Source organism: Blattabacterium cuenoti, from assembly GCF_014252035.1.
GTDB lineage: Bacteria > Bacteroidota > Bacteroidia > Flavobacteriales > Blattabacteriaceae > Blattabacterium > Blattabacterium cuenoti_Z.
In genome coordinates, this window is the sequence record NZ_CP059207.1 from 92791 (window position 1) to 106827 (window position 14037).

Consider the following 14037-nt stretch of genomic DNA (forward strand, 5'->3'; position numbering starts at 1 on the left):
TATAATATGCAAAATAAATTCAGAATAATAATTTTAGGAGAAGATGATACGAGATTATTAAGTAGAATACTTATTATACTAAATCGTAGAAATTTAAAAACTAATCATATTAACGTTTCTATTGATAGAAGCAAATCTCATTTTCAACATATTATAGATTTAGAATCTAAAGAAAAAGAATTAATTAAAGTAAAAAAATTAATTGAAAAATTAATTGGAGTTATTCATGTTTATTACTACAAAATAGAAAATAAAAATTCTAAAAAAAATTCTTGGAAAAAAATAGATTTGCCATTAGCAACATCTTAATTAAAAATATTATTAAATAAATAATTAAAAATTATGAAAGTAAAATTTGGACCTGTAGAAGAAAATATTGTAACAAGAGAAGAATTTTCTTTATCCAAAGCTAGAGATATACTAAAAAAAGAAGTTATAGCTGTACTAGGATATGGAGTTCAAGGCCCTGGACAATCTATGAATCTTAGAGATAATGGATTTCAAGTAATAGTAGGTCAAAGAAAAAATTCTTTTTCTTGGGAAAAAGCTTTAAAAGATGGATGGATAGAAGGAAAAAGTCTTTTTTCTCTTGAAGAAGCTTCTCAAAGAGGAACAATAATTATGTATTTACTATCAGATGCGGGACAAATATCTTTTTGGCCAACTCTTTGTAAGTTTCTTGATAATGGAAATTCTTTATACTTTTCACATGGATTTGGTTTAACATTTTGTGAAAAAACAGGAATATATCCACCTAAAAATATAGATATATTTTTAGTAGCACCTAAAGGGTCAGGAACTAGTTTAAGAAGATTATTTAAAGAAGGTAAAGGTATTAATTCTAGCTATGCAATTTATCAAGATTATAGTGGTAATTGTTTAAAAAAAACTATATCTATTGGTATAGGAATAGGATCTGGCTATTTGTTTGAAACAAATTTCAAAAATGAGGTATATTCCGATTTGGTTGGTGAAAGAGGAACTTTGATGGGAGCTATACAAGGTATTTTTGCAGCACAATACCAAATATTAAGGGATAAAGGACATTCTCCTTCAGAATCTTTCAATGAAACAGTCGAAGAACTTACTCAAAGTTTGATGCCATTGGTTTCAGAAAATGGAATGGATTGGATGTACGCTAATTGTTCTACTACTGCACAAAGAGGTGCTTTAGATTGGTGGAAAAAATTTAGAGATGCTACGTTACCAGTATTTCGTGAATTATATCATGAAGTTTCTTCAGGTAAAGAAGCTGAAAGAATTATAAAATCCAATCTTGAAAAAGATTACAGAAATAAATTAGAAAAAGAATTGAAACACCTTAGAGAAAGTGAACTATGGAAAGTAGGAACTACAATTCGAAATCTTAGACCGGAAAAAAAAGAATCTTAATTTTTTGTATTATTAATTGAAAATATATTGAATTATAATAAATATTTTCCTTCTTATAAGGAAATCATTAAAGCTAAAAATTTACTGAATAATATTATTCATGAAACTCCACTACAAAAAAATTTGCTTTTATCAGAAAAATATCAGGCAAATATTTTTCTAAAAAGAGAGGATTTACAAATTATACGTTCATACAAAATCAGAGGCGCATATAATAAAATAATTAGTTTGTCTAATACAGAGTTAAAAAATGGAATTGTTTGCGCAAGTGCTGGAAACCACGCACAAGGAGTTGCTTATTCATGTAATATATTAAAAATATTAGGAAAAATTTATATGCCCAGCACTACTCCTAAACAAAAAGTAGAGAGAGTTAAAATGTTTGGCAAACAAAATATTGAGATTATTCTCAGTGGAGATACTTTTGATGCAGTGAGTTATGAAGCTATGAAGGATTGTGAAAATAATAAAAAAGTTTTTATTCATCCCTTTGATGATATAAAAATTATTGAAGGACAAGCTACTGTAGGTTTAGAGATTTTACAACAATCTATATCAAAAAATATAGATTATATCTTTATTCCTATTGGAGGAGGAGGATTAGCTTCTGGAGTCGGTAGTCATTTTAGAATAGCAAGTCCTAAAACAAAAATTATAGGGGTAGAGCCTAAAGGAGCACCTTCTATGAGTTTATCCCTAAAAAAAGGTAATATTATAGAATTGAAAACAATAGATAGATTTATTGATGGAGCTTCTGTTAAAAAAGTAGGAAAGTTAAATTTTAATATTTGCAAAGAAATACTGCATGATATACAAATCGTACCAGAAGGAAAAGTTTGTACCACTATTTTAGATCTGTATAATTTAGAAGCTATTGTTGCAGAACCAGCTGGAGCACTTTCTATAGCTGCTTTGGATTTTTATTCAAAAAATATAAAAGGAAAAACTATTGTTTGTATTTTAAGCGGAGGAAATAATGATATAACTAGAACAGAAGAAATAAGGGAAAGATCTCTTTTATATGAAGAAAAAAAACATTATTTTATTGTAAAATTTCCACAAAGAGCTGGAGCACTCAGAGAATTTGTGAATAATATTCTAGGACCAAAAGATGATATTGCTTACTTTGAGTATTCCAAAAAAAACTCTAAAGAAGAGGGCCCAGCTGTTATAGGAATAGAATTATCCAATAAAAATGATTTTTCTGAATTATTAGGAAGAATGAAACAATACAGAGTTCATTTTCAATATTTAAATAAAAATCCAGACTTATTTCGTATTCTTATATAAAAAAATAAAAACATTATGAACAACATTTTGTACCCACGACTGGATTTGAACCAGCACATCCTAAAACGGATACCACCACCTCAAAGTGGCGTGTCTACCAATTCCACCACGTGGGTTATTATTTATGTATTATGCAATGTATTCAAATTTTTGAAAATATAAATCTTTATATTTTTTCAACTACTTTTGATAAATAATTAAAAATAACACATGAATGAATATAGGTATAATAGGATATGGAAAAATGGGTCGTACTATAGAAAAAATAGCAAAATACAGAAATCATAATATTTCATTATGTTATGATGCTACACCAACAGATTCTTTGTTGAGAAAATCTAATTTAGATGTAGTAATAGAATTCAGTCAACCTAATTCTGCTTTTGATAATGTAAAAATTTGTATAAAAAATAACATACCTGTTGTATGTGGAACTACAGGATGGTTAGATAAAATGGAAACTATTAAAAAAATATGTAAAGAAAAAAATGGATCTTTTCTTTATTCTTCTAATTTCAGTATTGGTATGAACATATTTTTCGAAATAAATAAAAAATTATCAAAATTAATGTGTCCATATACTAAAGATTACGAAGTAACAATAAATGAAGTTCATCATTTAGATAAAATGGATAAACCTAGTGGAACAGCTTTATCTTTAGTTAAAAATATTATTGATAATAATATGAAAAAAACATGGATTTTAGATAAAAAAAGAACAAATCAAGATCAAATATTAGTTCTTTCGAAAAGAATGAAAAATGTAACAGGTAATCACACTGTTACATATAAATCCAATATAGATAAAATAGAAATTTTACATAAGGCTTATAATAGAGAAGGATTTGCTTTTGGATCTGTTATTGCTGCAGAATGGATTATAAATAAAAAAGGAATTTTTTCTATGAAAGAAGTATTAGGAATACAATAAAATTGTTTATTATTATAATAATATTATTATAATATATACTATATGCTACAATATTTTATATCCAGTGGCATTTTTTTGCTTTTTTTACATGTTATTCATGTTTTAGGAACTTGTAATTTTTATAAAAAATTTGGAATTAGTTATTGGAAACTACTTATTCCTATATACAATATTTTTATTCTTTTAAAAAAAATACATAAACCCGTATGGTATATTTTTCTTTTATTTATACCATTAACAAGTATCATTCTACTTTTTATTTTATGGATGGATCTAATTTATTTTTTGTATAAAACAGAAAGAAAGAAAATTATAATTTTCTTTCTTTCTGCAGGTCTATATATTTATTATATCAATTTTTTTAAAAAAACTGACATTGAAAATAAAAATGATAATGAAAAAAAAATAGAAAATAATAATACAGGAATATTGTTAGCTGTAATACTATCGTTGGTAACACATGCTTATATCATTCAACCATTTGTTATTCCAACTTCTTCTATGGAAAAAAGTTTACTTGTAGGAGATTTTATCTTAGTTAGTAAAATCCATTATGGACTAAGAATGCCTGTATCTCCTATATATATTCCTTTCTGCCACAATAATATACTGGGTATCAAATCTTATTTTTCTTATATCAAATTTCCATATTTTCGTTTACCTTTCATAAAAACTATACAAAGGAATGATATTGTTGTCTTTAATTTTCCTAAAGATATAAACCATAAAATATTAGATAGAAAAGATCATTATGTAAAACGTTGTGTAGGACTTCCAGGAGATACTATTTGTATTAAAAAAGGAATTTTATTTATCAATAACCATAGAGAAGATAAATATTTGCTAAATAAAATAGAAAAATCCTATTTTGTAAAAACTGATAATATTCCTTTAAATATAGAATTTTTAAAAGAAAATATGGATATTGAAGATATTGATTTTATTGGAGAAAATAAAAATGAATATTACTATCAGATAATGTTGACAGAAGAACAAGCAAAAAAAATAGAAAAATTATTTGATAATATAGTTTTTTTAAAAAAAAATACTCAACCAAAAGAATATAAAGACGATTCGATAATATTTTCAAATAAGTTTGGTTGGAATAGAGATTTTTTTGGCCCATTATATATTCCTAAAAAAGGAGATACTATGAAAATAAATTCGGAAAATTTGCATATTTATAATGAAATATCTAATTATGAAGGAGAAAAAAAAATAAATCACAATATTTTAGGAAAAAATTATAAAATTAAAAAAAATTATTATTTCATGATTGGAGACAATAGACATAATTCTTTTGATTCTCGTTATTGGGGATTTGTTCCAGAAGATCACATAGTAGGAAAACCAGTATTTATATGGATGAGTATCGATTGGAATCGTGAACATCCAATGAATATATTTCATTGGAAATTTCGTTGGAACCGTATTATGACAACAATAGATAATAATAAATCTTATTTATCCTTATTTATTTTATTTTCATTTATATATTTTTTTTTCAATAAAAAAAATAATGATTATTTAAAAAAATAAATCATTTCCTTTTTTTAAAAAAAAACTTCCTATAAAATAACCAGACAAAATACCTCCAATATGAGCAAAATGTGCTACTCCAGGTGCTAAATTTAGAATGGAAGATAAAAAACTTCCAAAAATAAAAATCATAATAGCTTTTTCTACAGCGATAGGAAATGGAAAAGGTAATATAAAAATTTTATGTTCTGGAAAAAATCTAGCAAAAGCTCCAACTACTCCACTTATAGCACCAGAAGCACCCATCATAGGAGAATACATTGAACTATAAATAGTTATTTTTTGTTCTTCATTTAAATAATCTAATGTTTTTCTAGCTTCCGAAAAATCTAAAGTATGTAAAAAATAATACATAACACTTGTATTAAAAATTATTTGTAATAATGCAGCTAAAAATCCTGATAAAAAATAAACTATCATAAATCTTTTTATTCCTAATAAAGTTTCTAATTGACCTCCAAACATAAATAATGCTAACATATTGAAAATTATATGTAGAAAAAGTCTTTTAGAATGTACAAACATGTGAGTTATAATTTGATATAACTCGAATCGTTCATCCAAAGGATGATATAAAGACATCAAACTTTCTATTTTATATTGTGAAAAAACAAATGTAGCTGTATATATAAGTATATTTATACTGATTAAATGTTTTACAGCATCTGAATTAAAATTTGTATAAATATTCACTTTTTTTTAAATATTTTTTCGTTTACTATGAAAAATACAGGACCTTCTGTATAAGAATAATTATAATTTTTACAATAAAAAAAATCTCTAATCAAACATTCCATTTGATCATGATTTAGTTTTTCTCCATATTTTATGGATGCTGAATCAGATATAGATTTTATGAGTATATCTTTATTTTTTTTATTTTTTTCTTTTAAACTAAAATTTAGTACATTTTTAAATATTTCTTTCAATGAATTCTGATGAATATTATCAGGAATAGTATATAAATAAACTGATTTATTTTTTATGTAGAAATAAAAACCTAATTTTTTTAGGCATTCTCTAATATTATTCAAATAAATCAACTCTTTTTCTGATAGTTTTATCTTTAATGGAAAAAATAATTTTTGAATAATTAATTTTTTTGAATAAAAAAAATTATACAATATATTTTTATGTGCTCTATGTTGATCTACCACTATCATATTTTCATTGTTTGATTCAAATATTACATATTTACGATATATTTGAATCGTTTTTATTTTTTTTTTATGCAAAATATAATTATGAAGTTTAATATATGAATTAATATAATATTTTTTATCGTCTTGATGTAGCAAATACTTTAATTGAAATATTTGCTCATGTATTCCTGAATTAAAAAAATATGAATTATCATGTTCTAATAACAAATTCATTTTATTATTAGTAGTAGAAGAATGAAAAGAAGATAATATATCATAGTCTTTTAATTCTTTATCTTTTATATTTTCAATTTTGTATTGTTGGAATAAAACATTTTTTATTTCCTGTTTAATCAAATAACTTATTGTTTCTTCTTTATCTAATTTTACTTCTTTTTTTGCAGGATGAACATTCCAATTGACTAATTTTGGATCTATTTCGATAAAAATAAAATAAGATATCGTATTAAAATTTTTTATAAAACCATTATAAGCATGAATTATTTCTTTTTGTAAATAAAGATGTTTTACACAACGTTTATTAACTACTAATAATCTATCTCCTTTTTTTGTAGATGAATTTGGAAAACTAATAAATCCTTTAATGAAAAATTTATTTTTTTTTATTAAAATAGGTGTTAATATTGTATTTTCATTTTTAAAAATTTCTTTTATTCTTTTTTTTAAGGAAGATTCCTTGAAATAAAAAAGTATTTTTTCATTATGAAAAAAACGATATGCTATTTCTCTGTGAGAAATAGCTATTTTATAAAATTCGTTAAGTATATGAATAAATTCTATTTGAGAAGTTTTTAAAAATTTTCTTCTAACTGGAAATCTAGAAAAAATATTTTTCACAAAAATTCTTGTTCCTCTCAACATATTTATAGGTATTTCTTTTTTTATTTTTCCTTCTTCTATAAAAAGATGTATTCCTTCTGAATTTTCATTATTTTTAGTCTGTATTTCTAATTCGGAAATAAGTGCTATAGAAGATAAAGCTTCACCTCTAAATCCTTTTGTATTAATCTTGAAAAGATCATCTGCACTATTAATTTTTGAAGTAGCAAATTTCTGAATACTCATTTTTGCATCATTTGAGCTCATTCCATCTCCATCATCTACTAATTGAATTAATGTCTTCCCTGAATTTTTTATAAAAATGTCAATTTTTTTTGCATTAGCATCTATTGCATTTTCTAGAAGTTCTCTTACAACAGAAGATGGTCTTTCTATAATTTCTCCTGCAGCAATTTGATTAATAACATTTTTAGGTAAAATTTTAATAACATTTTTATTCATTCTATAGATTTTCTAAAAATAAAATATAGAAAATGATATAATATATAATGTTTTATTCCATCATTATAATAATATAAAATATTATTTATTTTATTACCACCTTATTTATATTCTTTTGAGCACCTGAACAAACGATAAAAATATATTGTTTTATTCTGTGTTATATCATATTTCATTCAAATTTACGTTTTTTATTCCTTGAATATATTCAAAGATATTCTACTACTTTTTTATACTATTATTACATAATATACCTGTATTGATTAAAAAATTTATTTATAAGTTTTTATTCTCTATTATTAGGATTATTAGGAATAATTGAAATAAAATATCATACAATATTTTTGTAATTTGATGATATTTCATAAAAAAGGAATAAAAATATGAAAAGTTTAGAAAATTTCTATTTTTTAATTTTATTAAAATTCAATGAATAATTAGGTTTTTTTTCATAAAAAGAAATTTTTAATTTATTTTTGATAAACATAAGATACTTTTCTACATTTTTTTTATATAAGAAAAAAGGATAGTTTATTTCTATTTTTTTCAATAAATATTTTGAATGTTTATATCTTTTCATATAAAAATCTAGTAATGCTGCTTTATAATAATAAAGTGGTGTTGTTAGTTCATTCTCTTTTATTTCTGCTGCTTTAATATAATTTTTCAAAGCTTCTTTATTGTTCCCAATTTGACTAAAAGCATCACCTATAAATCCATATTTAATAGATGATAAAAGAATATCATCTTTAGCGGAAAAACTTTCCATCATTTTTATAGATTTTTTATAATTACCTAGTTGATAATAACAAACCCCTGCATAATATTTAGAAATATTTCCTGCTTTAGTAGAAGGATATTTAGATAATATTCCTAAAAATCCTAGGTAATTAACTTTTGTTTTTTTTTTGTTCAAAGCTTTATTTATTTCTCCTTGAAAAAGATATTGTTGAGCGTAAATTAATTCTGTTAATGCTTTTTTTTCTAATGAATTTTTAATAAATATTTTCCAAAAAAAAAATATATAACCAGTGTTATCGCTGTTATTATAATGATAAAAGAATAAATTTTTCTAAATTTTTTATGAAAATATTTCATCATATTGATTATTGTATTTGTATAGTTTTTTTTTGTAAAAATGAAAATTACTAATTATTTTCTTATTACTTCTATAGTTTTTATTCTTTTATTCTCAATACTTTTAATAATAAAAGAATAGTTCAGAAAATAAATTTTCTGTTTACTTTTTGGGAATTCTTTATTTATTTCCATTATAAATCCTCCTAGAGTATCTGCATCTCCTTTCTTTTTTTCAAACAAAATTTCTTCTTTTATATCCATAATACGATAAAAATTGATTAAAGAAGTTTTACCGTCAAATAAATAATTATTATTATTCAATTTAGAATAAGACATATCTTCTTCATCAAATTCATCAATAATATCTCCTACTATTTCTTCAATAACGTCTTCTAAAGTTATTAATCCACAAGTACCTCCGTATTCATCAACTACAATAGCTAAATGTATTTTTCTTTTTTTAAAATCACTTAGAAGATCATCTATCTTTTTTTTTTCTGGTACAAAAAAAGGAGGATGAATTAATTGTATCCAATTAAAATATTTTTTATAAATAAATGGAAGAAGATCTTTTGCATAAAGAACTCCTTCTATATCATCAATTCCTCCTTTATAGATTGGTATTCTAGAATATCCATGATTACGAACATATTTTAATACTTCATCAAAAGATGTATTGCTGTTCAAAGCAAACATATCAATTCTAGGAGTCATAATTTGATGTATTTCTGTTTTACCAAAATTAACTATTCTTTGTAAAAATTGACTTTCTTTAATATTTTTTTTATTATATGACGTTATTTGTAAAGCTTTTGATAATTTTTCTACCGAAAATGCGTTTTTTTTTCTTAATAATTTTTTTTCTATGATTTTAGATATAAAAATCAATATTCTGCTAATAGGGTATAAAACTTTACTAAGAAAAATAAGAGGTTTAGACATTAATATAGCAAAACTAAAATTATTTTTACTTGCATATATCTTAGGAATTATTTCTCCAAATAAAAGTAAAATAAAAGTTAGAAAGAATAATTCTAAAATAAAATTGATAGAAATAATAGAATATTGATCATAAGTAATAAAAAATTTATCTTTTAAAAATTCTATTAAGTAAGTAATTAGTATTACAATACCAATATTAGAAAAATTATTAGATATTAATATTGTAGCTAATAGTTTTTTTTTATTTTTTAAAATTTTTAATACAATATTTCCTTTATAGAAGTTTTTTTTTATTTCTTTATCTACAGTTTTTTTTTTCATGCAAAAAAAAGCGGTTTCTGAACCAGATATCAATGCAGAAAATAGTATAAGTATTATTATTATTATAAAATAAAGGACTAAATATATAGCATTTTCTAAGAAAATATTCGTCGAAGATTCTTTTTCCAAAAGATTAAATTTTGATGAATTTTTTTCGAAAAAATTAAATCATGTTTTTGTTATATTTAAAAAACAATATAATAGGACGTGGAAACGGATACTCTTTTATTTTATTATTCGGAATAAAAATAAATCTTTTCAAAAATTTTTTTTTATTAAATTCCTTTTGTAAAATTTTGCAATTCAAAAATTGAATTAATAAGTTTTGATGAGTTAATTTATGTTTGATTTTATAAATGATATCATTATAATAATTTAAATTAAATCTATTCCAAACTAGATCTATTATTTCTTTTTTAGAATTCAGATTTTTATCTGATTCTATTAAAGGAAACTCATAAAGGCCTTTCCATATATCGTTTTTTGACCTTTTATGTATACAAATATTTCCATTATGATCATGTAAAATAATATAATAAAAAAACCTATTTTTTATAGAATGTTTTTTTGTCATTTTTACGGGAAACTTATTTACGGTTCCATTTTTGGCAGAAAAACAAGAATTTTTTATTGGACAAAATAAACATTTTGGTTTTTTATAAGTGCATAAAATAGAACCTAAATCCATAATAGATTGATTAAAAATACCTGGATATTTACAGTTTTTCATCATTTTTATGATGATATTTCTTATTATCTTTTTTGTTTTCTCAGATTTAATATTTTTATTTATTCCCAAATATCTTGAAAAAACTCTACATGCATTTCCATCTATAGCTGGTATTATTTGATTAAAACATATGGAAACAACAGCAGAAGCTATATAAGGACCTATTCCTTTATATTTTATTAAACTTTCATACTTTTTTGGAAACTCATTTTTTTTTTAATTAATTCTTTAGCAAAGGAATGTAAATTTCTAGCTCTAGAATAATAACCTAAACCTTCCCATTTTTTTAAAACATCTTTTTCATTTGCTTGAGCTAATTTCTCTAGATTCGGAAATTCTTTGATAAAACTGTAATAATATTTTATTACTTGAGACACTTTTGTTTGTTGCAACATAAATTCTGAAACTAATATCCAATATGGATTTTTTGTATTTCTCCAAGGTAGATTTCTATAATTATTCTTATACCAATTTATTATTTTTTTAGATAAATCCATGACATATTAAATTTTAAAGCAATTTTATAAAAAATTCCTATATTTAGGAAAACAGAAAACGAATTTTGTTATTCGATATAATGATTAAACATGACAAAAGCAGATATAATAACAGAAATCATATCAGAAACTGGATCTGAGAGAATTGACACGCAAAAGGTGATAGAAACATTTATGAAAAAAATAAAACAGAGCTTAACATCGGGAGAAAATGTTTATCTAAGAGGATTTGGATCATTTATTATTAAATATAGAGCAAAAAAACTTGGACGTCATATATCTAAAGATATGTCTATAGTAATTCCTGCGCATAATATACCTGCATTTAAACCTGCAAAATCTTTCACCGAATTAGTGAAGAAAAATGTTCCTATTAAAAAATAATGATGTTATCATATGAAACAATAACGATTGAAAATTATTATGCCAAACGGAAGAAAAAGAAAAAGACGTAAAATTGCTACCCATAAAAGAAAAAAAAGAAATAGGAAAAATAGACATAAAAAGAAATAATATTTCCTAAAAATTATTTTTTATAATCCTTTTGGATTTTTTTTTGTTGTTGATAACTAAAAAGTTATAATAAATGCAAATAACAACAAATAAAAATCTCTATTGGAAAACTATTATAACTTTTTCACAAAATAATAAGTTTTGGATGAAATATTATTCATGTATTTATGTGATATTGATATTATTATTTAAAATTAACTTTTTGGGAATAACCATTACACCATAAAATAACTATTATTAAAAAATTAAATTAATATATATATAATACCATACCATTATTCATTTTTGGTATTTTTTGTCTGAAAGTAAGACCTTACTTTATAAAAAATGTTAAAATAATTTATTTCCTAAGGTTTTTTTTTATTTAAATATAATAAATAAAAAATATGATGCTATATGGATTAAAATCATAATATTTTTGTGGGCGTGGTGGAATTGGTAGACACGTCAGACTTAGGATCTGATGCCTATATAGGTATAAGGGTTCGACTCCCTTCGCCCGCACTATTTTTTAAAAAAAATATCATCATCATTAGTTTTTGATTTATATTATAATATCATTTCGTCAAATGATATAATTGTATGAAATCCTTTTTCTGAAAAATAATTTTTCATACCCTTTCTATAACTTATCAAAACAAAATCACCACCCCATGCCCCTAAACTTTTTACTAGTCCTAAGTAGTCTGGAAAATAAATCTCCTTAATAGTAGGAATATTAAGTGTTTCGGATATAATCATTTCATGTATAAATAGTAATTTTTCAAATTCAATTAATGTCTTACAAAAAGGTAATTTTAAAGTTATAGAAGATATAGATTCAATATTTTTGCTGGAAATACTTGTGATGGAATGAAAAAATTCTATTCCATCACAAGTATTTTTCTTTTTGTTTAAATGTAAAAAAAATAATTTTTCTTTAAATGGAGGATCGAAATTAATAGGAATTATACATGGTTTTTTATTAGATAATTTATAAATTATTGGTTTAGATACAGAAACACAAGAAATATCATATCCACTTCCAGGAAAATATTTTCCCAATAATAAATGTGGGTTTATCTTTGCCCACTTTGCTATATTGTTAATTAAAGTAGAACTACTACCTAACCCCCAATTTCTTGGAAATTCTAAATTTGTTTTTACGAAAAATCCAAAAGGATTATTTAAAAAATCATTTTTAATTTTTAAAGATTTTAGTAGAAGATCTCTCAATTTAATTGTTATTTTTTTATCAGTATGATAAACTATATCCAGATAGGGAAGACGAAATACAACTTCAAACCAAAGTTTATTAATTTCATCATAACTTCTCCAATGTAAAATGGAAGATAAAAAATTCTTACCAAAAATTGTTAAAGATTGCCCTTTTATTGTAGGCAAGGCTAATCCTATGCCTCCACATAAAATCAAATATTCTCCTGTTAATAGCAATTTACCATGACTGTAAAAAAAATTTTTATAAAAATACATTATCTTTTTATTAAAATTTTTTTCATTAAACCACTTAAAATATTTCCTGGACCTATATCAATAAATGATAGCGCACCATTATTAATCATATTTTCTATAGACTGTTTCCATTTTACTGGATAAGTAAAATGCTTTATAAGATTATTTTTTATATCTAATGATTTTATAACAGGTTGAGCATTAACATTTTGATAAATTGGACATTTAGAATCTTTGAAAGATATTTTATCTATAATTTTTTTAAATTTTTTTTTTGCTGGTTCCATAATAGGAGAATGAAAAGCCCCATGAAGAGGAAGTATAAATATTTTTTTAGCTCCAATATTTTCCAAAGTTTTACAAACTCTTCTTACTGCTTTACGTTCTCCAGATATTACTAATTGTCCAGGACAATTGTAATTAGATGGTACTACTATTCCTTTATCTATTTTGCAATGAAAATCTACAATTTCATCTTTTAAACCAAAAATAACCGCCATTTCTCCTTCTGTAGATTTACAAATTTTTTGCATTAATTTCGCTCTTTGATTAACCATAAATAATCCTTTTTCAAAAGAAAAAACATCCACAGATGCTAAAGCCGAAAATTCTCCAAGAGAATGACCAGCAACCATATCTGGATCAAAATTATTTAATATTTTTGTTTTTATTACTGAATAAATATAAATTGCTAATTGTATATATTCTGTATTCTCTGAAAGAATTTTTGTTTCATTAAACATTATAGATGTCATTCGAAATCCTAATATTTCATCTGCCAAACGAAATAATTTTTTTGCTAAAGTAGATTTTTTATACAGATATTTACCCATACCGGGAAATTGTGATCCTTGACCAGGAAATAAATAAGCTTTCATAAACAATAAAAATATTATTAAATTTATA

General features: G+C 23.2%; 14 protein-coding genes and 2 tRNA genes. 7 read left to right on the plus strand and 9 right to left on the minus strand.

The annotated features are described in order from the left end of the window. Window positions 1-6 precede the first annotated feature (6 nt). From H0H49_RS00405 to ilvA, 3 genes are read left to right on the plus strand one after another with little or no spacing between them, the layout of a single operon-like run. Window positions 7-309 carry an acetolactate synthase gene (locus tag H0H49_RS00405; protein ID WP_185864534.1) on the plus strand — a complete coding sequence of 101 codons (303 nt, stop codon included), beginning with the start codon at window positions 7-9 and terminating at the stop codon, window positions 307-309. 33 nt (window positions 310-342) lie between these two features. After that, complete coding sequence (ilvC, locus tag H0H49_RS00410; RefSeq protein WP_185864535.1) at window positions 343-1392, plus strand: ketol-acid reductoisomerase; 1050 nt, start codon at window positions 343-345, stop codon at window positions 1390-1392. Between the two features lie 27 nt (window positions 1393-1419). Further along, window positions 1420-2682 (plus strand): threonine ammonia-lyase, encoded by a 1263-nt coding sequence (ilvA, locus tag H0H49_RS00415; protein WP_185864536.1) that lies wholly within the window; start codon window positions 1420-1422, stop codon window positions 2680-2682. A gap of 30 nt (window positions 2683-2712) precedes the next feature. Here ilvA and H0H49_RS00420 read toward each other — a convergent pair. Further along, window positions 2713-2798, minus strand: a tRNA-Leu gene (locus H0H49_RS00420). 98 nt (window positions 2799-2896) lie between these two features. On the opposite strand from H0H49_RS00420, the gene dapB reads away from it, so the two are divergent. Together dapB and lepB are read left to right on the plus strand one after the other, a co-directional pair. Further along, a complete protein-coding gene (gene dapB / locus H0H49_RS00425) occupies window positions 2897-3613 on the plus strand; it encodes a 4-hydroxy-tetrahydrodipicolinate reductase (protein WP_185864537.1) in 717 nt (238 codons plus the stop codon). A 42-nt stretch (window positions 3614-3655) separates the two neighbouring features. Beyond that, a complete protein-coding gene (gene lepB, locus H0H49_RS00430) occupies window positions 3656-5152 on the plus strand; it encodes a signal peptidase I (RefSeq protein ID WP_185864538.1) in 1497 nt (498 codons plus the stop codon). Here lepB and H0H49_RS00435 read toward each other — a convergent pair. The 6 genes from H0H49_RS00435 to H0H49_RS03045 all read right to left on the minus strand — a co-directional run bounded on the left by H0H49_RS00435 (window position 5141) and on the right by H0H49_RS03045 (window position 11166). Further along, window positions 5141-5845: a rhomboid family intramembrane serine protease gene (locus H0H49_RS00435; RefSeq protein WP_185864539.1), complete on the minus strand. Its 705-nt coding sequence runs from the start codon at window positions 5843-5845 to the stop codon at window positions 5141-5143. The genes lepB and H0H49_RS00435 overlap by 12 nt on opposite strands. Next, window positions 5842-7596, minus strand: a complete 1755-nt coding sequence (gene mutL / locus H0H49_RS00440; RefSeq protein WP_185864540.1) for a DNA mismatch repair endonuclease MutL — start codon at window positions 7594-7596, stop codon at window positions 5842-5844. Before mutL ends, H0H49_RS00435 begins: the two co-directional genes overlap by 4 nt. A gap of 403 nt (window positions 7597-7999) precedes the next feature. Beyond that, on the minus strand, window positions 8000-8512 hold the full coding sequence (locus H0H49_RS00445; protein WP_238784952.1) for a tetratricopeptide repeat protein: 513 nt from the start codon (window positions 8510-8512) through the stop codon (window positions 8000-8002). A 236-nt stretch (window positions 8513-8748) separates the two neighbouring features. After that, window positions 8749-10068, minus strand: coding sequence for a gliding motility-associated protein GldE (gldE, locus tag H0H49_RS00450; protein WP_185864541.1), 1320 nt, complete (start codon window positions 10066-10068; stop codon window positions 8749-8751). 34 nt (window positions 10069-10102) lie between these two features. Continuing rightward, window positions 10103-10672, minus strand: coding sequence for an NUDIX domain-containing protein (locus tag H0H49_RS03040; RefSeq protein ID WP_238784953.1), 570 nt, complete (start codon window positions 10670-10672; stop codon window positions 10103-10105). 176 nt (window positions 10673-10848) lie between these two features. Next, on the minus strand, window positions 10849-11166 hold the full coding sequence (locus H0H49_RS03045; RefSeq protein ID WP_238784954.1) for an HhH-GPD family protein: 318 nt from the start codon (window positions 11164-11166) through the stop codon (window positions 10849-10851). Window positions 11167-11256: 90 nt separating this feature from the next. Here H0H49_RS03045 and H0H49_RS00460 point away from each other — a divergent pair, with 90 nt between their 5' ends. Next, window positions 11257-11550: an HU family DNA-binding protein gene (locus H0H49_RS00460; protein WP_185864542.1), complete on the plus strand. Its 294-nt coding sequence runs from the start codon at window positions 11257-11259 to the stop codon at window positions 11548-11550. Window positions 11551-12099: 549 nt separating this feature from the next. Beyond that, window positions 12100-12183 (plus strand) — tRNA-Leu (locus H0H49_RS00465). A 45-nt stretch (window positions 12184-12228) separates the two neighbouring features. On the opposite strand, the gene H0H49_RS00470 is transcribed toward H0H49_RS00465, so the two are convergent. Both H0H49_RS00470 and fabD read right to left on the minus strand, forming a co-directional pair. After that, window positions 12229-13152, minus strand: a complete 924-nt coding sequence (locus H0H49_RS00470) for a GYDIA family GHMP kinase (RefSeq protein WP_185864543.1) — start codon at window positions 13150-13152, stop codon at window positions 12229-12231. Next, window positions 13152-14009: an ACP S-malonyltransferase gene (gene fabD, locus H0H49_RS00475; RefSeq protein ID WP_185864544.1), complete on the minus strand. Its 858-nt coding sequence runs from the start codon at window positions 14007-14009 to the stop codon at window positions 13152-13154. The genes H0H49_RS00470 and fabD overlap by 1 nt, the downstream gene beginning before the upstream one ends. Between the last annotated feature and the right edge of the window lie 28 nt (window positions 14010-14037).